The organism is Mammaliicoccus sp. N-M50 (assembly GCF_022386995.1).
GTDB lineage: Bacteria > Bacillota > Bacilli > Staphylococcales > Staphylococcaceae > Mammaliicoccus > Mammaliicoccus sciuri_A.
This window is the reverse complement of sequence record NZ_JAJNJA010000002.1, coordinates 77,097-96,903: the sequence shown is the minus strand read 5'-3', so window position 1 is coordinate 96,903 and position 19,807 is coordinate 77,097. Positions and strand designations below refer to the sequence as shown.

Genomic DNA, 19,807 nt, shown 5'->3' with positions numbered 1-19,807 from the left:
AAGTGTTACTATGGACTGCCTTAATTACAAAACTCAGCTGACGTGTTACTATGGACCGCCTTAGTTACAAAACTTGGCCAAAGTGTTACTAACGGCCTCCTTAGTTACAAAACTCGGCCAAAGTGTTACTAACGGCCTCCTTAGTTACAAAACTCGGCCAAAGTGTTACTATGGACTGCCTTAGTTACAAAACTCGGCCGAAGTGTTACTATGGGCTGCCTTAATTACAAAACTCCTGAGATTTGTAAACAAGGAACTCGTTATTTGCACTTCTCACCAAACTTGCTATTAACGACACCAGTATTTGCACTTCTTGACAAAACTGCTAATAACGGCATCACTATTTGCACTTCTTATTAAAACTGCTAATAACGGCACCAGTATTTGCACTTCTCACTAAACTTGCTAATAACGACACCAGTATTTGCACTTCTCACCAAACTTGCTAATAACGACACCAGTATTTGCACTTCTCAGCAAACTTGCTAATAACGACACCAGTATTTGCACTTCTCAGCAAACTTGCTAATAACGACACCAGTATTTGCACTTCTTGCCAATACTGCTAATAACAATAGTCCATTACGACTACTTCTATACTCCACTCACACAAAAAAGACTCGAGACGTTTGTCCCGAGTCTTCTTAATTACTATTTTTCTTCTTGTTTATCTAATTTGTCATCTAATGCTTTGATTGAAAGTGACTTATCTGTATCTTCGTATTTATATACGATATAGTACTTTCCTTCTGTTTTAAGTTCGTTATAGAAATCTGCTATTATACGTGCATTACTTTGTGCCCATTTGATATCTGTTGCGTATTGATGTACGCCTGGTTTCTCTGGGTTCCATCTCATACTATATAATGTGTTTTGCTCTGGGTTTGATAAATAATGATCATGTATAAATTTCGCGCCACCTGATATGGCTTTTTGAGGTGTATCCCAGCCTCTTTTTTTAGCGTAATTTGCGCCTGTTCCGATAGGATCACTGTCTAAAGCACCGACACCATAAAAGTTATAATACTTTTTACCATCAGATTCTTCTTTAGATTTCGTTACTTTCCCTTTCTCAGTTAACATGACACCATTTGCTAATTCACTTTTATTATTACCTGTTTCTAATATCGCGTGAGATATTAAATACACTTCATTAACATGCTCTTTCTTAGCAGCATTTAAAAATTCTGTTGTATAATCTTCAAGTACTTCTTGCTTTCTTAACATATGATGAATTCGTTTTTCTTCAATTCCTTGATACTCTGATAAGTTCAGAAATTGATATACTTGTTTTTTATCATTTAAGATTTTTTCTACATCCATCACTTCATATATTTCGCTTCGTGTTGCATTTTTCCAATTGCCTGACTCTGTTGCTACTTGCATTTTCGTATCATTTTTATATTGTTTATTTACTGCTTTACTTAAAGTTAATGGAACTTCTACATTATCTTCTTGTTTATCTACTTCATAAAATTTCAAATGATCTGAAATCAAATAATAAAACAGGCCAACAATAACTAACAAGACTATTGATAATATGACTAAATTTTTAATGGTTTCTAGCCTGGCATTCTTCATCGTTTCACCTCTGTGTTTGTAAACCACCATCAATCATAATTTATTACCTAATTTTTACAATTGCATTAAAGTTTACTCTTTATATTCTATAGGATAAGGGCTTATTATTCAAAAATAAGAATGTTACGTTTTAATTACTATTATATTTCAACAAAAAAAGCAAACATGCTTTGAAAGTATGTTTGCTTATTTATAAGTTGAATAATTCATAAATATAAATGACATTGCCGCTGATCTATTCTTATAGTTATAGTGGCTTAAATTGATTGTACCCTCTTCTTCGCCATTTCTATAATTCATAAATCTGTTTACGTTGTTAATCATTACAAAATCTGCGTTATCTCTTATCGTATTCAAGTCATTATTTCTTGCAAAAAAGTGTTCTAAATTTAGATGTTCGTAATCCATATGATGAGCCTCCTAATCTTTGCCCCAATAAAACATATGTCCATATATATAACCAAATATACACGTTTGAAGCGAAAATGTAAATCATTTCAATCTATGTTTTTATAAGATATTTTCGAGAAAAAGTCTTTATTTTTTCGAAATAATCTCATAAATTATGTTCTATTTTAAAGTTTGTCCGTTTTTTTAATATTTAACTGATTTTTAAAGTGCTTATTTATTATTTACAATGCGTTTATCCGGAAATAACCGTGTGCATGCTCACCAAAGAGGACAACATGAAACAACACAAATTTGAACATTATTATAAGCAATATAAAAATATGATTCATTATTTACTGCATCGATATCATATCCAATACGGTTACGAAGATTATTATCAACTGTTATTAATTAAACTATGGACTGAAATTGAGCGTTATGATTTTTCAAAGACCGCTTCACTAGATAAATATTTATATACGAAATTAAAGTATTACCTCATTGACTGTATCAGAAAGCAAAGTAAAGATTCAAACCGTGTTTCCCCCACTTCAAATCATGAAATGTTAGATCAAAGCTTCATTGAAACTCATCAATTTGAAACGTTTAGTATGTTAGAGATTTTGTCTCAAGATGAACTCATGTGGTTAAAGCTAACATTACAAGGCTTCTCAACTCAAGAAATTGCGATATATTTAAATAAAAGTGAATCGTCTATTAAGTACTATCGTAAAAATGCACGACGTAAATTAAAATCTCATTTTTTATTTTAATTACAAATGAATCTTCAAAAATTACAATCATTTTTTCCAAAATTTAAGTAACATGTTATATAGGGAGGTGTATCAAATGACTTTGATCAACCCTAATATGACATTACTGAAATACGCTGATGATTCAGCTTATAGATTCCAAATCGAATATTTAGATCAATCAACCGTTTATACTAACCACTCTATCCCCTATCTTATTAACGAAGCACTGAAAATTGAAGGTGCAAGTTTAAAATCAAGAGAACGTTACGCCAAATATGTCCTAAAAATTTCTAAACTTCTTCCCATTCTTATCTATGCCACTGAAGATTTCGTATTATTTCCAACAAGTGCTAAATCTAACGACAATTATATGTTGATTAACAGTAAACACATTGTTCATATCGACGCATACAAACATTACACTAAATTGTTATTAATTAATCAGCATACGAAAGTGATATATCATGAATATCCTATAATCAGTAGAAAGCTCGGTGAATCATTAAGACTCATTCAGTTTCAAAAGCATCATCTTAACAGACTAAATCTACCCTCAAATATATAAAAGCCGTTACGCTTTATTTGCGTAACGGCTTTATTTGTCATGCTATATTAACTTGCTACTTACACCTGATAACAATGCTTGGTATGCACTATTAAAGAATGTCAGCAGTACTTCATCTCTTCTAATAATACTTTCTAAATCTTCTTCATAAATTAAAAAGCTTCCATCTTTACCATTATATTCAGCATATGATGGTTCTACTTGTTTCAAGTTGATTTTATCTTGCTTAAACGGATTAATCTTAATAATATAATAAGGAGACTCTCTATATTTATCTCCAAAGTAATAACAAAGTGATACCGTATACTCATCATTACCTTCTACGTAAAAAATAGATGTTACATCAAATTTATCCCAAAACAATCCTGTTTTGACATCTTTAATATTTCTTGAATGCAAAAATTGATAATGATCATATTGAGCTTGCTGCATTAATCTAAGTGCATGATATGCAGTCTTTGGATTAAAGATGCGTTCTTTATCATCTTCATCTAGCGTTTTTTCATATGGAATATTATATGGCTTCGTATTGATTGCAATATCAATGCCGTTATCATGCAATGTATCAAATATAAAGTGATAATATTCTTGAATTGTACGTCCAGATTTGACGATCATTGATTCTTCCTTTTCATCTATTTTAACGATTAATAACTGATCGATTAAATCTAAGTTAATTTCAAATGTATGGTTGTCCTTTTTTAATTCACCTGTAGATAGCCCAACTTGATTGACAGTTAACATAACGTGCTTATATAACGGTTCAGGTGTATTCACAGCTAAACAACATTTCCCCATAATTTGAACAATATATCTTATTGTTGCACGTGTATCACGCCATTCATCAAAATATAACAAGCTCATCTACAACACCCCCTAATCAGTAATCTATGAAAATTCTTTAAATCTTCTAGCGATTAATAAACGCCTTGTAAAGAATGCATTTACCCATTTGATACCTTTATAACCTATAAAAAATAACACAATACCTATAACAAGGTATAAGGCTTGTAATGTTAATGCTTCACCAATTGGTTTTGTGAAATATAATGTAAATGTCCCTAATATCAACAAAGCAGCTGTTATTAAAATGCCCGCCATTAAGACATTTCCAAATAATAGTCCACCTAACGTAATTACTTTATATAAACTACTTGGTGGTGTTGCTTTATCTATAATTTCATTTTCTACAAATTCATTCACAAATTTACTTGGTTTACCATATTCATCGATTAAATTTTTATCTGCATGATGGTTTAATTTTTCATGCGCTATATTTTTTTCTTTTTTATTGATAAACCAAAGCTTTTTATAAACAATGGATTTATATTGTTCGTTATTCATTACACACCTCTAAAATTCATTAATATTTTAATTATAACATTAATCAATCACTACGTTGATTATTTTTCAAAATTGCTATTTTGAAGGAGTGAAAATAATGTTTAATTTTAATATCAACTTTATTTCACATGAAAATAAATGGATTTATCATAATGAATACGCATCGATCATATATGTCACAAATGGTTATATTAATATTTTTTATCATACATCGAATTACATGATGACATTGAATAAAGGATTTTTGTGCATTGTACCATATGATGAATATAGCTTTATATATGCAGTTAATGGTCAAATATGTATACTGAATATTAATAAATTATTAATATATACGTTAGCTTCAAATATCTATGAATACTTCTTACTCAAAAATTTCTATCCTATTATTCAGTCTTTCAAATTTGATAAAGTATATGATCACTTAAATACGCTTAATATTCTTGCACCTTATCATAAAGATCAATTAACGACGACCGTTTCAACGCGTATCATTGCGTTATTAGATGATATTAAACAGCCACCTTATCCTAAAATTTCAACTAACGATTCTTATGTAAGTCTTTACCACCACAATCATTATAGAAACCGTCATTTGTTTGAAGCTACTGTGGCACTTATCTTCAATTCAAACTAATCTATTTCAGAAATAGCTTTAGAATATGGCTTTTATGACCAAGCTCATTTTACAAAAGTCTTTAAAAATCATAGAAACATGACGCCGCTTCTTTTTAGAAAAAGATACAATGTCTATTCACATTACAAATAGCGATTGATAATCTCTTCAGCCTCTATATTCTTTGCTAAAATATTTAATGAATCAAAATTCAAATCTTCTGTAATTTCATGCGTTATAACGATTACGTCCATACCAGCATCTATTGCAGCTTGTGCACCATTCGTCGTGTCCTCAATTGCTAAACACTTTTCTGGTTCTACTTCAAGATCATGTGCTGCTTGAATGTATAATTCTGGATTCGGCTTAACAAACGCAACATCTTCACGCCCTTTTATAACATCGACATATTTATCTAATTCTAATCTTTGTACATTAGGCATAATATGTGCTTTATAACTACTAGTCGCGATACCCATTTTCTTTTGATTTTGAGTACCATATTCTATTAAATCTTTAACCACTGGTTTAATAGGCAGAGATTTCGTACCTTCATAATGATCTTCAAACATCTCTTCTAAAGCCTGTTTTGAACCTAAAGCATTCAATATTTTATCATTTAATGCTTCTGATACTGATCCTATTGAAGCTTTATATTCATCTAAACTTATCTTTTCGTTATTCTTTTGTTCAATGTGTTTATTTAACGTGTTAAATAAATTAATTTCTGTATCTATTATCGTACCGTCAAAATCAAATATGATTGCATCGTACATGTTCATACACTCCATTCTAAAAAAATAAGAGACTAGGACTATTCTTAATCCCGGTCTCTTATTCTGATTATAAATCTTCTGATTTAAGTGTCAATTCTAAACGATCGATAATGTTCTCTAATTGTATTAAACTAAGTGATTTTTCCTGTGCAATGCGTTCTCTATTTGTTGCTAAATATTGCACGATATCATGTAATGGGATAATAGAACCTTTTTCTGTCCCATTCTCTTCAATAATAAATAAGCCATCTGACTCATTTAAGTTTAATTCATCTTGTTTGGCATTTGATAAATCATTCTTAAAATATACTGAACCATGAGGAAAATCTTGATGCTTTCTTTCTTCTAAAGAAATGACTGCATCGTGTATATTCTCTTGATTTAATCCATTGTAAAATTGATTAATAATTTGAGTACGATTATCGTGATCGTCGAATAATTTTAGGTTTGTTAACATAGTCATTCACCTCATCCCGTTGCTTATATTTTAACATCTTAAACTGAATATTTAGAGTATTTTATTATTACATTTTCAAGTCATTTATTACATAATTTTTTCGGCATTCACGAAAGCGTCAAAAATTACGTCGTTTCCATATTGTAATTAATTTCAAAAAATAATAATGTTAAATAGAAGTTATACATTATTTGAAATAGAGGTTGAGTACATGAACAAAAGTTTTAATCCATTGAGACGGTTACATTTTTATGCAGCTTTCTTTATCACACCTTTATTATTAACACTCTCACTTACAGGTATTGGTTATTTATTTTATACAAATGTAGAAAATAATATTTACCATGATGAATTTTTTAAAGATAGCACTACGAAAGGTCATCAATCATTAGATGATGCTATTCAAGAAATTAGAGATGTATATAAAGGATACGACATTCAAAAGATTAGTATTATGGATGAGCCATACAATAACAGAGTTACAATCGGGAATGAAGATGGAGATTCACGCTATATTTTCTTGGATGAACATAATCAAAGAGTTGCAAATCAAAATGCTAAATATACATATTCCAACGTATTAAGAGAAACACATAGTTCATTATTCGTTGGTGGAAGTTTTGTAAATTATTTAGTTGAGCTAGCTGCATGTTGGACAATTTTTATGATTATATCAGGTATTTATTTAACTTTTAAATCAAAAGCATTGAATCCAACTAAAAAGAAATCATCATTCTTATTTAATAGACGATTACACGCGATCATAGGACTTATTATTGCAATTCCTATATTCATAATCGTTCTAACAGGCTTACCATGGTCAGCACTTATGGGTAAACAAATTAACCAATTTGCTGAGGATCATCCAAAGCTCGGCTATACAGCATTACAAGCTAACCCACCAGAATCAGAAGATAATGAATTACCATGGGCAACGCGTACTAAGGAGAAACCTTCATCTAAAAAAGATCCACATGCCGCACATCACGGTTCTATGAGTAATGTGATTGGTACAGATGGACAACAAAGTTTAGAAAATATTATCGCAAGTGCTGAAGAAAATGGCATTAAAAAGCCATTCTCTATCGTTTACCCTTCTGATGAAAAAGGTGTATTCACTGTTTCGAAAAGTAGTAATACAGGTGTTACAGGACTAGACGTTGCACCAAAAGAAGAAACAACAGCATATTTCGATCAATATTCAGGTAAACTTTTAGATAAAGTAGACTATGATGATTATGGTATTATCGGTAAATGGTTCAGTTTCGGCATACCTTTACATGAAGGTCATCTATTTGGAACTGCAAATAAAATCATTAACCTATTAGTTTGTTTAGCCTTTATTGGTGGCATTACATTTGGTTTCTTATCATGGATGAAAAGAAAGAAATCCAACTCATTTAGCGCACCAATAAGAACTAGTAATCAAATTCCAATTGGACTCATTGTTTTCCTAGTTATACTAGGAATCGCAATGCCATTATTCGGATTATCACTTATTCCAGTCGCAATTATTGAATTCTTCTTATGGAGACGACATAATAGATTAAATACAGTGTAAATAAAAAGCATATCACGCATCTGAAATTAAATTCAGATTAAGCGTGATATGCTTATTTTTATACAAATATTTAATGCATTCATATATTCATTAAACTTAGCTATTAGCCTCGTCATAATCATTACAAACTGCTTCAAGTAAGTGTCTTAAATCATGATCATCCATATCATCTGGAACTCTAACTTTTATAAGATGATTTTTATCAGTAATAACATGAAAATAATGATGGTCATTCTCATATCCTTTTCCTAGTATTTGCATGAATAACATCCCCTTAGATATATATCAAACACTCATACACTAATAGTATCATACTTATTTAATTTATTTTAATATTTGAATTTCATAATAAATTGTTTACAAGTTAGGCTCAGGATGTACATAAGATGAATAAGCGCCTGCTTCTTTTAATTGATGTTCAACTAAATCACAAATATCATGTGCTTCATCTAATGTTAAATCTTTATCTACAATGATCGTTACATCAAGAAATACACTATTACCATGATAACGCCCTTTTATAGATGGTACGTCTAATACGCCCTCTATATTTTCAATTTCTTCTATATAATTATTTAAATCTTTTTCATGAAAACCATCACTCAACGTGAATATCGATTCTTTAAAAATCGTAAAACCAGTATAAACTATAATAAAGCCAAGAATGACAGCAAGAATAATATCAATTATAGGTAGACCAAACTGTGTAAATATAAGGCCAATACCAGTACCAATGCTGACTAACGCATCAGACAAATTATCTTTTGCTGCTGATTTAAGTGATGTGCTTTTAGTCTTAATCGCTAATTTCCAATTAAACAAATATACTAAAATCATAATAATACCACTTATAAAACTGACCCATATCGTCAGTGTGCTAGGTTCACTATAGTCACCTTGAAGTAATTTAGGAATGTTGCTAGAAATAACTTCTATCCCGACAAACATAATGATAAAAGATACAATTAAAGTTGTAATATTTTCAGTTTTCATGTGTCCATAAGGATGATTCTTATCTGCAGGTTTGACCGAAATCTTCAACCCTACTAGTACTGCCACAGAAACAAATATATCCGTTAAGTTGTTTAAACTATCCGCTTTTAATGCAGCTGAATTATAAGTTGTCCCTACTACATATTTCAAAATAGAAAGAATAATATAAGTAACTAAACTTATATATGCGCCACGTTGTGCAATTCTCAAATTATTTGCCATTTCCAACACTCCAATTTTTTCACTGAAATATGATTATATAACAAAATTTGAGACAAGTTAATGAATTAGTTATCGTAAAATAATATAAATTATTTCGCATATTTATGTTTTAGGCATACCTATATTTCAAGTACATATACTCTTATAATATAGTATTTATATATCTAAAAATTTTTAGTATATGTTCAGATATTATTTGTTACAATGGCCACCCTTGGTTACACTTCCACCGACTTTTGTTACTATGTGCCGCCTTAGTTACAATCCGCCCTACTTTTGTAACGTCTAAAAATCATTTTACTTACAAAACTAAAAAACCCAACAAAGTTAGTTAACTTTGTTGGGTTCGATGACCTTCATACTTATAAAATACTTAATCCGCTAGCTTTAATATCTTTAGCAAATCCTTGAACAGTATCTACAGATAATTCATTGATATCTCTTCCGATGTTTGGTACTTTTGCTACTACATCTTTAGGACATGTAATGATATCTACGCCAATTTCGTCTGCTTGAATAACGTTAAATAATTCACGGCAACTTGCCCATAATAATTTAACGCCTTCTTTACTATGACAAACTTTTTCTGATTCTTTCATTAATGGTAGTGGATCTACACCTGTATCAGCAATTCTACCTGCGAATACTGAAACATATGTTTCAACTCCTGGTTTAATTGCTTCTACTATTTCTTTAACTTGTTCAATTGTATAAACAGCAGTGACATTAACTTTAACATCACTTTCTGATAATTTTTTAATTAAAGGAATCATTGATTCACCTTTTGTATTTACAACAGGAATTTTGACAAATACGTTTTCACCGTATTGTTTTAAAATTTCTGCTTCTTTAGCCATTGTTTCTATATCATCTGCAAATACTTCAAATGAAATTGAAGCATCTGGTATTGCTTTAACGACATCTTCAGCAAATGTTTTATAATCCGTTACACCTGCTTTTTTCATTAAACTTGGATTTGTTGTGAAACCATCAACTTCTTTATTCTGATAGGCTTGTTTCATTTCTTCAATGTCTGCACCATCAGCAAAAACTTGTACTTTAAGATTACTCATGAATTTCATTCCTTTCTACATGTTGTGCATTTATCGTACCATAATTTGCAATCGCTTACTAAATTATTTGTTTAAAACGACAATATCCGAGTTATTTTAAATGTATTTTGAGGTGCTTTATGGCATAATAAGAATAAATATAAATCAAATAATATTTTTTAAGTAATATAAATTGCTTAGGTGGTGTATTTTGATGGCTGATAATATAGAAACAATAAAGCATTTCAAACTATATACGACCGGTTCATTTTTAGGTGACGAAGCAGTCATCAATAATAGTCCTACGAGCCGAGTTGAACGGTACTATATTTTTTCCTACTATTTAGAAATTAATGATTTCAAAATACTCATAAATACAGGCTTTTCCGAACATGTGAAACCAAGTACGGATTTAAAAACTTTAAAATTATTTCGCAGACAAGACTATAAAGTGTACGAAACTTTACCAAGTCAGTTGCTGAAAGATCATGTACATCCAGATGAGATCGATTATTGTATCATTACCAATTTTTCAAGTCATCATCTCGGTTATTTAAACGCGTTTAAAAATGCGACAATCATAACTTCAAGTGAAGCTTATCATGATTTTATTACACAACAAGTTTCCAACAACAATAACCTTCAATTAAGCTTTCATGTTATGCCGGATAACTTTAAAGAACGCATTGAATTTGTAGAAGATTTTGTACAAACTGAACACCCTATTTTGGGTAAAGGATATAAAGTCTTCAATCAAGATGCTTTAGTTAGCTATGATTTGCCAGGAGCCATGCCAGGTCAATTTGGCTTAATGATGACATTCTCTAATTTAATGATTTTTATGTGTAGCGATGCCGCATGGTGCCGTTCAAATATTCAAAAGAATGACCTTCCTACTAAAAGATTGTTGCGCAAAGCATACAACGGCGAACTTTTCATTGAAACCCATTTAAAGCTTATTGATTTAAAAGAAAATGCGAATACCTCTCTTTTTATCATTCCTAGTCATTGTAAAAAAATGGACGACTTTGAAGAAGTAATGGAATTATTAGATGCAATAAAATAATTTATATGATAACATAAACGATTATACGGAATTTTTGGAGGGCATCATGGATAAAGCTAAACGCTATTTTTATATATCAATTATACTTATTATTATTAGTTTATTTTTAAGTGCACAAAATCCACTTTTAGAAACGATGTTTGGATCTTTAGTTTCACTCGTACTAATAAGTAGTATATTAAACGGTATTTTATTATTAATTGCTGTCTTTACAACTGATAAGTCAATTAAATATCAAACTGATAAACACTCAACATTATCAAAATTGAATAAACTATTACCAATTGTTTTATTCATCGTCATTTTATATCATATTGTCGTTATAATAAGATTTTTCGGAATAATTTAAGGGAAACATAATGTTTCCTTTTTTTAATGAGGAGGTTTATTAAATGGTATATTTAGCAATATTTTTAGGCGGTGCTATAGGTGGAGGGCTAAGATATTTAGTTTCGTTAATGATCACTAATGACGCTTTCCCGTTCTCCACCTTAACTGTTAACGTAATCGGAGCACTTTTAATGGGTATTTTCTCTACATATTTCATTAGCTATTTCAAAGCACATCCAAATATTAAAAAATTAATTACAACAGGCTTCTTAGGTGCTTTAACAACATATTCATCTTTAAGTTTAGAAACAGTCGAGCTACTAGAACGTGGACATATATTTCTTGCAGGCACATATTTACTCGTTAGTTTACTTCTCGGTTTCATATTTATTGCAATAGGATATAGGAAAGGAACTGATGAAGCATGACGTTATTATATATTATGATAAGTTCAGGTATAGGTGCTCTTTGCAGAAATTTCGTGAATGAATTCTTCACTAAACTATATACAAATCACTTCCCAGTAGCTACTCTAACTGTTAACGTAATCGGAAGCCTTATAATAGGATTTGCCGCACAATATTTAAATGATAATAGTTATTCATATGCAATTATCGCAATAGGCTTCTGTGGAGGATTTACAACATTCTCTACTCACTTTTTAGAAATTTATGAACGATACTTGTTAAAATCATATAAAATGATGACTATTTATATCGTATCAACAGTCATACTATCAATCGGAGCATGTTATTTAGGATATCACTTATAAAACCTCTTAAGTAAAAGGTTCATTTAAATCAATGACAAAATAAAAAGGACTGATAAGAATAAATTTTTTCTTATCAGTCCTTCTGTTTTTAAAAGTGTTTATTTTTAGTTAAGACTCTAACTATTTTACTTATCGGTCTTAGAATCTTTTTTCTTTCTTCTAAATGTTAAAATTCCACCAAATAACGCAATAACAGATGCAAATAAAGTTAAGTTTTTATCTTGTTCACCTGTATCTGGCAATTCTTTAGAATCATTTCCATCATTTGATGAATTGTCTCCATTATCTCCTGAGTTGTCGTTTCCACCGTTTGATGAATCGTCTCCGTTATCTCCTGAGTTGTCGTTTCCACCGTTTGATGAATCGTCTCCATTATCTCCTGAGTTGTCATTTCCACCGTTTGATGAATCATCTCCGTTATCTCCTGAGTTGTCATTTCCACCGTTTGATGAATCATCTCCGTTATCTCCTGAGTTGTCGTTTCCACCGTTGGATGAGTCGTCTCCATTATCTCCAGAGTTATCGTCACCGTCATCATCGCCGGGATTGTTACCATCATTTGATGAATCATCTTTTACAATTATAACGAAAGTTGTCGTTGTTTCATTGCCTTCACTATCTCTAGTTACAACTGTAACAGTGTATTCACCAGCTTTTGTCGGTGTGCCTGAAATTGTATTTGTTTCTGGATCGAATGTTACACCGTCTGGTAAGCCACTTACTTCATGTGTCACTGGTTTTCCACTATTATCTTTGCCATTCAATGTTACATCTTTTATTGGCGTATTTACTTCTGTTATTTGATCTTCAATTGGATCTACCGTTGGTGCTGTTGTATCTTCTACTGTAATCGTAAATGTTGTTTCTGTTTTGTTGCCTGATTCGTCTGTTGTAACTACTGTTACATCATAGCTACCTACTGTTGTTGGTGTACCTGAAATTGTATTTGTCTCAGGATCATATGTCACACCTTCGGGTAATCCTGACACTTCATGTGTCACTGGTTTTCCACTATTATCTTTACCGTTAAGTGTTACATCTTTGATTGGCGTATTTACTTCTGTTGTTTGATCTTCAATTGGATCTACCGTTGGTGCTGTTGTATCTTCAACTGTTATTGTAAATGACGTTTCTGTTTTGTTGCCTGACTCATCTGTTGAAACTACTATTACTTCATAACTACCTACTGTTGTTGGAGTACCTGAGATAGTATTCGTTTCTGGATCATACGTCACACCTTCTGGTAATCCTGACACTTCATGTGTCACTGGTTTTCCACTATTATCTTTACCGTTAAGTGTTACATCTTTGATTGGCGTATTTACTTCTGTTGTTTGATCTTCAATTGGATCTACCGTTGGTGGCAATGTATCTTCAACTGTTATTGTGAATGTTGTTTCTGTTTTGTTGCCTGATTCGTCTGTTGTAACTACTGTTACATCATAGCTACCTACTGTTGTTGGTGTACCTGAAATGGTATTTGTCTCAGGATCATATGTCACACCTTCTGGTAGTCCTGATACTTCATGTGTCACTGGTTTTCCACTGTTATCTTTACCATTTAACTCGATACTAGTAATTGGTGTGTTTACTTCTGTTGTTTGGTCTTCTACTGGGTCAACATCAGGTGATGTTGTATCTTCAACGGTAATTGTGAATGTTGTTTCTGTTTTGTTTCCTGATTCATCTGTTGTCACAACTGTTACGTCGTAACTGCCTACAGTTGTTGGTGTACCTGAGATTGTATTCGTTTCTGAATCATATGTTACACCTTCAGGTAATCCTGACACTTCATGTGTCACTGGTTGGTCACTGTTATCTTTACCATTCAATGTTACATCTTTGATTGGCGTATTTACTTCTGTTGTTTGATCTTCTACAGGGTCAACAACAGGTGCTGTTGTGTCTTCTACTGTAATCGTGAATGTCGTTTCTGTTGTATTACCAGATTCATCTGTTGTAACTACTGTTACGTCGTAACTGCCTACAGTTGTTGGTGTACCTGAGATTGTATTCGTTTCTGAATCATATGTTACACCTTCAGGTAATCCTGACACTTCATGCGTGACTGGTTTTCCACTGTTATCTTTGCCATTCAATTCAATATTTGTAATTGGTGTATTCACTTCTGTTGTTTGGTCATCCACCGGATCAACCTCAGGTGCTGTTGTGTCTTCTACTGTAATCGTGAATGTCGTTTCTGTTTTGTTTCCTGATTCATCTGTTGTCACAACTGTTACGTCGTAACTGCCTACCGTTGTTGGTGTGCCAGAGATTGTGTTTGTCTCAGAATCATATGTCACGCCTTCTGGTAGACCTGATACTTCATGCGTGACTGGTTGGTCACTGTTATCTTTACCATTCAACGTTACATCTTTGATTGGCGTATTTACTTCTGTTGTTTGATCTTCTACAGGGTCAACAACTGGTGCTGTTGTGTCTTCAACTGTTATTGTGAATGTCGTTTCTGTTGTATTACCAGATTCGTCTGTGGTAACTACTGTTACATCATAGCTACCTACTGTTGTTGGTGTACCTGAAATTGTATTTGTCTCAGGATCATATGTCACACCTTCTGGTAGTCCTGATACTTCATGTGTCACTGGTTTTCCACTATTATCTTGACCGTTTAACTCGATACTAGTAATTGGTGTGTTCACTTCTGTTGTTTGATCTTCAATTGGATCTACCGTTGGTGGTAATGTATCTTCAACTGTTATCGTAAATGTTGTTTCTGTCGTATTACCAGACTCATCTGTTGAAATTACTGTTACGTCGTAACTACCAACTGTTGTTGGTGTGCCTGAGATTGTATTTGTTTCTGAATCATATGTCACACCTTCTGGTAGTCCTGATACTTCATGTTTCACTGGTATTCCACTATTATCTTGACCATTCAATGTTACATCTTTGATTGGTGTATTTACTTCTGTTGTCTGGTCATCTACTGGATCTACCGTTGGTGCTGTTGTATCTTCCACTGTAATCGTGAATGTAGTTTCTGTTGTATTACCTGATTCATCTGTTGAAATTACTGTTACCTCGTAACTGCCTACAGTTGTTGGTGTGCCTGAGATTGTATTTGTTTCAGAATCATATGTCACGCCTTCTGGTAATCCTGATACTTCATATGTCACTGGTTTTCCACTGTTATCTTTACCGTTAAGTGTTATATCCTCTATTGGTGTATTCACTTCTGTTGTTTGGTCATCCACCGGATCAACATCAGGTGCTGTCGTATCTTCTACTGTAATCGTAAATGTCGTTTCTGTCTTGTTGCCTGATTCATCTGTTGAAACAACTGTTATGTCATAACTTCCTACGATCGTTGGTGTACCTGTTATTGTATTTGTTTCTGGATCATATGTCACACCTTCGGGTAGTCCATTTACTTCATGTGTCACTGGTTTTCCACTGTTATCTTGACCATTTAACTCGATACTAGTAATTGGTGTGTTCACTTCTGTTGTTTGGTCTTCTACTGGATCTACCGTTGGTGCTGTTGTATCTTCCACTGTAATCGTGAATGTAGTTTCTGTTGTATTACCTGATTCATCTGTTGAAATTACTGTTACCTCGTAACTGCCTACAGTTGTTGGTGTGCCTGAGATAGTATTTGTTTCTGGATCATACGTTACACCTTCGGGTAATCCTGATACCTCGTGCGTGACTGGTTTTCCACTATTATCTTTACTGTTTAATGTTACATTTTTGATTGGTGTATTTACTTCTGTTGTTTGGTCATCCACCGGATCAACATCAGGCGCTGTTGTATCTTCTACAGTTATCGTAAATGTTGACTTTGTTTCATTACCCGCTTCATCTCTTGTTACAACAGTAATATTATAATCACCAGTTTTGGTTGGTGTGCCTGAAATTGTTTTTGAAACTTCATCATACACGACGCCATCTGGTAGGCCGCTTACAATATGAGATACTGGTTGACCACTGTTATCTTCTCCACTTAATGTAATATCAGTTATCGGTGTGTTTACTTCTGTTGTTTGATCTTCTACAGGATCTACTGTTGGTGGAATAGTATCCTCTACTGTAATCGTGAAAGTCGTTTCTGTCGTATTACCTGACTCATCTGTTGAAACTACTGTTATATCATAATTACCTACAGTTGTTGGTTTACCTGAAATGCTATTCGTTTCTGGATCATATGTCACACCTTCAGGTAGTCCTGATACTTCATGTGTGACTGGTTGGCCACTATTATCTTTACCATTAAGTGTAATGTCCTCGATTGGTGTATTTACTTCCGTTGTTTGATCTTCTACAGGATCCACTGTTGGTGGTAATGTGTCTTCCACTGTAATTGTGAATATTGTTTCTGCAGAATTCCCCGCATCATCTCTTGTTACAATTGTAATTTCATAATTTCTTGGAGTTGTAGGGGTACCTGATATTGTTTGTGTTGCTTCATTATAAGTTACACCATCTGGTAGTCCCGTCACATCATGTCTCACTGGATCTCCACTATTATCTTTACCAGTTAATTTAATATCCGTTATTGGTGTATTTACTTCTGTTGTTTGGTTATCTACTGGATCTATTGTAGGTGCTGTCGTATCTTCTACTGTGATTGTAAATGTTGTTTCTGTTTCGTTGCCTGCTTCATCACTCGTTATAACAGTCACATTATAGTTTCCAGCTTTTGTTGGTGTACCTGAAATTGTATTTGTTTCTTCATTATAAGTCACACCGTCTGGTAAACCAGTTACATTATGAGTCACTGGATCTCCACTGTTGTCTTTGCCATTTAAAGTAACATCAGTAATTGGTGTGTTCACTTCAGTTGTTTGATTTTCAATTGGATCCACAGTTGGTGCTATTGTATCTTCTACTGTAATTGTAAATGTCGTTTCTGTTTCGTTATATACTTTATCTGACGAAATAACAGTTACTTCATATGTTCCTGCTTTTGTAGGTGTACCTGAGATTGTATTCGTTTCTGAATTATATGTAACACCATCTGGTAAACCGAATACGTCATTTCGAACTTTTTCACCACTATTATCATTCGCATTGATAACAATTGGATCTATTGCCGAATTTACTTCTGTTGTTTGATTATCAACTTTATCAACAACGGGTGGTGTCGTATCATCAACAATTACACCTGATGAGTTATTACTTGATGGTTTACTTTTTCCTATTTTAGATTGGCTACTTCCAGAAGCAATATTGCTTGCACTTAATTGTATTGTACTTTCAATAAAAGTTTCAGGAACAAATGGTTTACTTGTTTCAGAATTCACTACGATTATATATGTGCTATTCGTATTTCCTAGATCTATACTTATAGTGCCGTCACTATTAAAGATTATATTATGTGATGATGATACATCAACATAAGTGACATTCTTATCACTTCCACTTTGATTCAATGTATTCCTATCAGTAACTTTCAAAATTTGAACTTTAGTAATATCTTTATTAAATTGGCTAATGACATCTGGATTTTTTTCACTGCCCATAAATGGAGTTATTTTAACCTTGGCATTATTTAAAGTCCTAGCTTTTCCGTTTACTGTATATGTTGTGTTATATGGATTATGATCATCTACTTTTTCTTGAACACTAGAATCTTGATATAAATCTAAATTTCGTGCATCAGTTGAATATTCTATTTTTCTTATAGCATTATATTCTGAATCACCAATTTTTAAATTCAAGTTATAGTTATCTGTTTTGGTTGCTTCTTTAAAATTGATTAACCCTAAGAAATCAACGTGTGCACTAGTGTTTTTATATTTTTCTATATTATCAGTAAACTTGAATGTAAATGAATTATCGGCACGATTATAAGTACCTTTTGCATAAATACTATTTGCATCATTTCCTAATAGTATGCCATTATCTCTATCTGCAGATGTAGGATTTATTTCTTTAGGTATATGTACAGTAAAATAATCATTTCTTTTTACGTCATTCGGAATAGATATATCAAAACCTATTTCAAAAGCAGCACCTTTTTTCCATGTACCCTCTTCAAACTTAACATTACTAGATTTAATCTTGCTGTTTACATCATCTCCACCTAATGGACTACCATCGGCTTTGGTTGCTTCTTTTTCCACTTTTGATGAAGATGCACTTAAAGCTTTTAAATTTTTATCAGTCTTACTTTTATTTTTTGATTTTTGGTCTATATCTTCTTTTTCTTTGTCTGTTAATGGCTTAGTCGTTTTTAAGTCTGTAGCATCAACATTTGGGTCTATATTATTATCATCTTCAGAGTCACCTGTAGATAAATCATTGTTAGCAGTATCTGGTTGTTCACTATTATTATCTAATGGTTCTTCTTTTGTTGGTTCCTCTAAAGTCTCTTCTTCATTTGATTTTGGTTCTTCTGTTGTATCTTTGTTATCTTCTTTAGAATCTTCATTTGTTGAATTTTCATCTGATTTTGTTTTATCTTTTGTTGAATTCTTGTCATCAGTTTTAGATAGATCTGTTTTTGAGTCTTTATCATTTGTTGGTTCTTCCGATGAATCTTCTTCAGTTGATTTTGGTTCCTCTATTGTATCTTTGTTATCTTCTTTAGAATCTTCATTTGTTGAATTTTCTTTTGATTTATGTTCATCTGATGTCGGCTCTTCAGTCGTGTTTTCTTCAGTTGATTTCGAATCTTTATTCGTTTGTGGTTCTTCTGTTGATGGTTCTTCCCCTTCTTCTACATTAATGGTAAAAGTAGTCTCTTTTTGAACGGCTGAATCATTTTTCGAAATTACTGTTATGGTATAGTTGCCTACAGTAGTAGGATTTCCTGTTATTGTATCTGTGCTTGAATCATATGTAAGTCCATCTGGTAATCCTTGTACTTGATTCGTATTGTTCTCAGAACCTTCTACATTTATCTTTATAGGATTAATAGCTTCATTTGATTTCACAGTTTGATTGTTTATTGGATCAATTGTAAAGTCGCTTTGTTCCTCTTTATCTTCTTTAGCATTTTCTTCTGAAGTATTTGATTCTGCTGTATCATTTTCTGTTGTTGGATTTTCAGTTGATGTTTTCTGAGTTAAGTCTTGCGCTGATTCTTCTTTAGTATTTGTTTCGTTAGTTTCATTTGATGTTTCTATATTCTTATTTGACTCTGCATTTGTAGTCGATTCTGTACTCTTACTTTCCTCTTTTAATACATTTGATTCTTCTGCATTAACGATATTTGGTGTGCTCAAATAAAGCATTGCACCGATGATTACTGACCCAGTTCCAACAGAAAATTTACGAATAGAATACCTGTTATTTTTAAACATTAAATACTTCCTCTCATATTTTGGATATAATAATAATTATTATAATAGTAACAAAAAAT

19 protein-coding genes are annotated in these 19,807 nt (G+C 32.2%); 9 read left to right on the top strand and 10 right to left on the bottom strand.

What is annotated here, in order from left to right; genetic code table 11:
• Positions 1-651 precede the first annotated feature (651 nt).
• Positions 652-1,581, bottom strand: a complete 930-nt coding sequence (gene sagB, locus LQ622_RS03830) for a peptidoglycan release complex glucosaminidase SagB (RefSeq protein WP_239774724.1) — start codon at positions 1,579-1,581, stop codon at positions 652-654.
• 186 nt (positions 1,582-1,767) lie between these two features.
• On the bottom strand, positions 1,768-1,989 hold the full coding sequence (locus tag LQ622_RS03825; protein ID WP_025905232.1) for a hypothetical protein: 222 nt from the start codon (positions 1,987-1,989) through the stop codon (positions 1,768-1,770).
• A 278-nt stretch (positions 1,990-2,267) separates the two neighbouring features.
• On the opposite strand from LQ622_RS03825, the gene LQ622_RS03820 reads away from it, so the two are divergent.
• Both LQ622_RS03820 and LQ622_RS03815 read left to right on the top strand, forming a co-directional pair.
• Positions 2,268-2,744 (top strand): sigma-70 family RNA polymerase sigma factor, encoded by a 477-nt coding sequence (locus LQ622_RS03820; RefSeq protein ID WP_037588628.1) that lies wholly within the window; start codon positions 2,268-2,270, stop codon positions 2,742-2,744.
• A gap of 76 nt (positions 2,745-2,820) precedes the next feature.
• Positions 2,821-3,291, top strand: a complete 471-nt coding sequence (locus LQ622_RS03815) for a competence protein ComK (protein ID WP_239762033.1) — start codon at positions 2,821-2,823, stop codon at positions 3,289-3,291.
• Positions 3,292-3,333: 42 nt separating this feature from the next.
• Here LQ622_RS03815 and LQ622_RS03810 read toward each other — a convergent pair whose 3' ends face one another.
• Positions 3,334-4,155: a DUF5996 family protein gene (locus LQ622_RS03810; protein ID WP_037588630.1), complete on the bottom strand. Its 822-nt coding sequence runs from the start codon at positions 4,153-4,155 to the stop codon at positions 3,334-3,336.
• Between the two features lie 24 nt (positions 4,156-4,179).
• Positions 4,180-4,635 (bottom strand): hypothetical protein, encoded by a 456-nt coding sequence (locus tag LQ622_RS03805; RefSeq protein ID WP_126477607.1) that lies wholly within the window; start codon positions 4,633-4,635, stop codon positions 4,180-4,182.
• 97 nt (positions 4,636-4,732) lie between these two features.
• On the opposite strand from LQ622_RS03805, the gene LQ622_RS03800 reads away from it, so the two are divergent.
• The gene (locus LQ622_RS03800) at positions 4,733-5,272 is read left to right on the top strand and encodes a hypothetical protein (RefSeq protein ID WP_239774723.1); all 540 of its coding nucleotides are present in this window, start codon (positions 4,733-4,735) and stop codon (positions 5,270-5,272) included.
• A 3-nt stretch (positions 5,273-5,275) separates the two neighbouring features.
• Positions 5,276-5,404 (top strand): AraC family transcriptional regulator, encoded by a 129-nt coding sequence (locus tag LQ622_RS15205; protein ID WP_481817263.1) that lies wholly within the window; start codon positions 5,276-5,278, stop codon positions 5,402-5,404.
• On the opposite strand, the gene LQ622_RS03795 is transcribed toward LQ622_RS15205, so the two are convergent.
• Both LQ622_RS03795 and LQ622_RS03790 read right to left on the bottom strand, forming a co-directional pair.
• The gene (locus tag LQ622_RS03795) at positions 5,395-6,027 is read right to left on the bottom strand and encodes an HAD family hydrolase (protein ID WP_204173752.1); all 633 of its coding nucleotides are present in this window, start codon (positions 6,025-6,027) and stop codon (positions 5,395-5,397) included. The genes LQ622_RS15205 and LQ622_RS03795 overlap by 10 nt on opposite strands.
• Before the next feature lie 67 nt (positions 6,028-6,094).
• Positions 6,095-6,484, bottom strand: a complete 390-nt coding sequence (locus LQ622_RS03790; RefSeq protein ID WP_185805829.1) for a hypothetical protein — start codon at positions 6,482-6,484, stop codon at positions 6,095-6,097.
• A 211-nt stretch (positions 6,485-6,695) separates the two neighbouring features.
• Here LQ622_RS03790 and LQ622_RS03785 point away from each other — a divergent pair, with 211 nt between their 5' ends.
• Positions 6,696-8,045, top strand: coding sequence for a PepSY-associated TM helix domain-containing protein (locus LQ622_RS03785; RefSeq protein WP_239762036.1), 1,350 nt, complete (start codon positions 6,696-6,698; stop codon positions 8,043-8,045).
• 96 nt (positions 8,046-8,141) lie between these two features.
• Here the strand turns inward: LQ622_RS03785 and LQ622_RS03780 are convergent, their stop codons facing one another.
• The 3 genes from LQ622_RS03780 to LQ622_RS03770 form a co-directional block, all read right to left on the bottom strand.
• Positions 8,142-8,306, bottom strand: a complete 165-nt coding sequence (locus LQ622_RS03780; protein ID WP_162841912.1) for a hypothetical protein — start codon at positions 8,304-8,306, stop codon at positions 8,142-8,144.
• 96 nt (positions 8,307-8,402) lie between these two features.
• Positions 8,403-9,260: a cation diffusion facilitator family transporter gene (locus LQ622_RS03775; RefSeq protein WP_126477611.1), complete on the bottom strand. Its 858-nt coding sequence runs from the start codon at positions 9,258-9,260 to the stop codon at positions 8,403-8,405.
• A gap of 362 nt (positions 9,261-9,622) precedes the next feature.
• Positions 9,623-10,333, bottom strand: coding sequence for a transaldolase (locus LQ622_RS03770; protein ID WP_037588645.1), 711 nt, complete (start codon positions 10,331-10,333; stop codon positions 9,623-9,625).
• A 193-nt stretch (positions 10,334-10,526) separates the two neighbouring features.
• On the opposite strand from LQ622_RS03770, the gene LQ622_RS03765 reads away from it, so the two are divergent.
• The 4 genes from LQ622_RS03765 to LQ622_RS03750 are packed head-to-tail and all read left to right on the top strand — an operon-like array spanning position 10,527 to position 12,480.
• Entirely contained in the window at positions 10,527-11,378 is an 852-nt protein-coding gene (locus LQ622_RS03765; RefSeq protein WP_037588647.1) for an MBL fold metallo-hydrolase, read from the top strand.
• Between the two features lie 46 nt (positions 11,379-11,424).
• On the top strand, positions 11,425-11,727 hold the full coding sequence (locus tag LQ622_RS03760) for a hypothetical protein (protein ID WP_037588649.1): 303 nt from the start codon (positions 11,425-11,427) through the stop codon (positions 11,725-11,727).
• A 43-nt stretch (positions 11,728-11,770) separates the two neighbouring features.
• Positions 11,771-12,136 (top strand): fluoride efflux transporter CrcB, encoded by a 366-nt coding sequence (crcB, locus tag LQ622_RS03755; protein ID WP_126477612.1) that lies wholly within the window; start codon positions 11,771-11,773, stop codon positions 12,134-12,136.
• Positions 12,133-12,480, top strand: a complete 348-nt coding sequence (locus tag LQ622_RS03750) for a fluoride efflux transporter FluC (protein ID WP_037588653.1) — start codon at positions 12,133-12,135, stop codon at positions 12,478-12,480. Before crcB ends, LQ622_RS03750 begins: the two co-directional genes overlap by 4 nt.
• Positions 12,481-12,605: 125 nt before the next feature.
• Here LQ622_RS03750 and LQ622_RS03745 read toward each other — a convergent pair whose 3' ends face one another.
• Positions 12,606-19,748 carry a putative Ig domain-containing protein gene (locus LQ622_RS03745; RefSeq protein ID WP_239774722.1) on the bottom strand — a complete coding sequence of 2,381 codons (7,143 nt, stop codon included), beginning with the start codon at positions 19,746-19,748 and terminating at the stop codon, positions 12,606-12,608.
• Between the last annotated feature and the right edge of the window lie 59 nt (positions 19,749-19,807).

What these genes read in the sequence shown, in the direction of transcription:
- sagB (WP_239774724.1), bottom strand. Translation starts at nt 1,581, where the DNA reads ATGAAGAATGCCAGGCTAGAAACCATTAAAAATTTAGTCATATTATCA.
- LQ622_RS03825 (WP_025905232.1), bottom strand. Translation starts at nt 1,989, where the DNA reads ATGGATTACGAACATCTAAATTTAGAACACTTTTTTGCAAGAAATAAT.
- LQ622_RS03820 (WP_037588628.1), top strand. Translation starts at nt 2,268, where the DNA reads ATGAAACAACACAAATTTGAACATTATTATAAGCAATATAAAAATATG.
- LQ622_RS03815 (WP_239762033.1), top strand. Translation starts at nt 2,821, where the DNA reads ATGACTTTGATCAACCCTAATATGACATTACTGAAATACGCTGATGAT.
- LQ622_RS03810 (WP_037588630.1), bottom strand. Translation starts at nt 4,155, where the DNA reads ATGAGCTTGTTATATTTTGATGAATGGCGTGATACACGTGCAACAATA.
- LQ622_RS03805 (WP_126477607.1), bottom strand. Translation starts at nt 4,635, where the DNA reads ATGAATAACGAACAATATAAATCCATTGTTTATAAAAAGCTTTGGTTT.
- LQ622_RS03800 (WP_239774723.1), top strand. Translation starts at nt 4,733, where the DNA reads ATGTTTAATTTTAATATCAACTTTATTTCACATGAAAATAAATGGATT.
- LQ622_RS03795 (WP_204173752.1), bottom strand. Translation starts at nt 6,027, where the DNA reads ATGTACGATGCAATCATATTTGATTTTGACGGTACGATAATAGATACA.
- LQ622_RS03790 (WP_185805829.1), bottom strand. Translation starts at nt 6,484, where the DNA reads ATGTTAACAAACCTAAAATTATTCGACGATCACGATAATCGTACTCAA.
- LQ622_RS03785 (WP_239762036.1), top strand. Translation starts at nt 6,696, where the DNA reads ATGAACAAAAGTTTTAATCCATTGAGACGGTTACATTTTTATGCAGCT.
- LQ622_RS03780 (WP_162841912.1), bottom strand. Translation starts at nt 8,306, where the DNA reads ATGCAAATACTAGGAAAAGGATATGAGAATGACCATCATTATTTTCAT.
- LQ622_RS03775 (WP_126477611.1), bottom strand. Translation starts at nt 9,260, where the DNA reads ATGGCAAATAATTTGAGAATTGCACAACGTGGCGCATATATAAGTTTA.
- LQ622_RS03770 (WP_037588645.1), bottom strand. Translation starts at nt 10,333, where the DNA reads ATGAGTAATCTTAAAGTACAAGTTTTTGCTGATGGTGCAGACATTGAA.
- LQ622_RS03765 (WP_037588647.1), top strand. Translation starts at nt 10,527, where the DNA reads ATGGCTGATAATATAGAAACAATAAAGCATTTCAAACTATATACGACC.
- LQ622_RS03760 (WP_037588649.1), top strand. Translation starts at nt 11,425, where the DNA reads ATGGATAAAGCTAAACGCTATTTTTATATATCAATTATACTTATTATT.
- crcB (WP_126477612.1), top strand. Translation starts at nt 11,771, where the DNA reads ATGGTATATTTAGCAATATTTTTAGGCGGTGCTATAGGTGGAGGGCTA.
- LQ622_RS03750 (WP_037588653.1), top strand. Translation starts at nt 12,133, where the DNA reads ATGACGTTATTATATATTATGATAAGTTCAGGTATAGGTGCTCTTTGC.
- LQ622_RS03745 (WP_239774722.1), bottom strand. Translation starts at nt 19,748, where the DNA reads ATGTTTAAAAATAACAGGTATTCTATTCGTAAATTTTCTGTTGGAACT.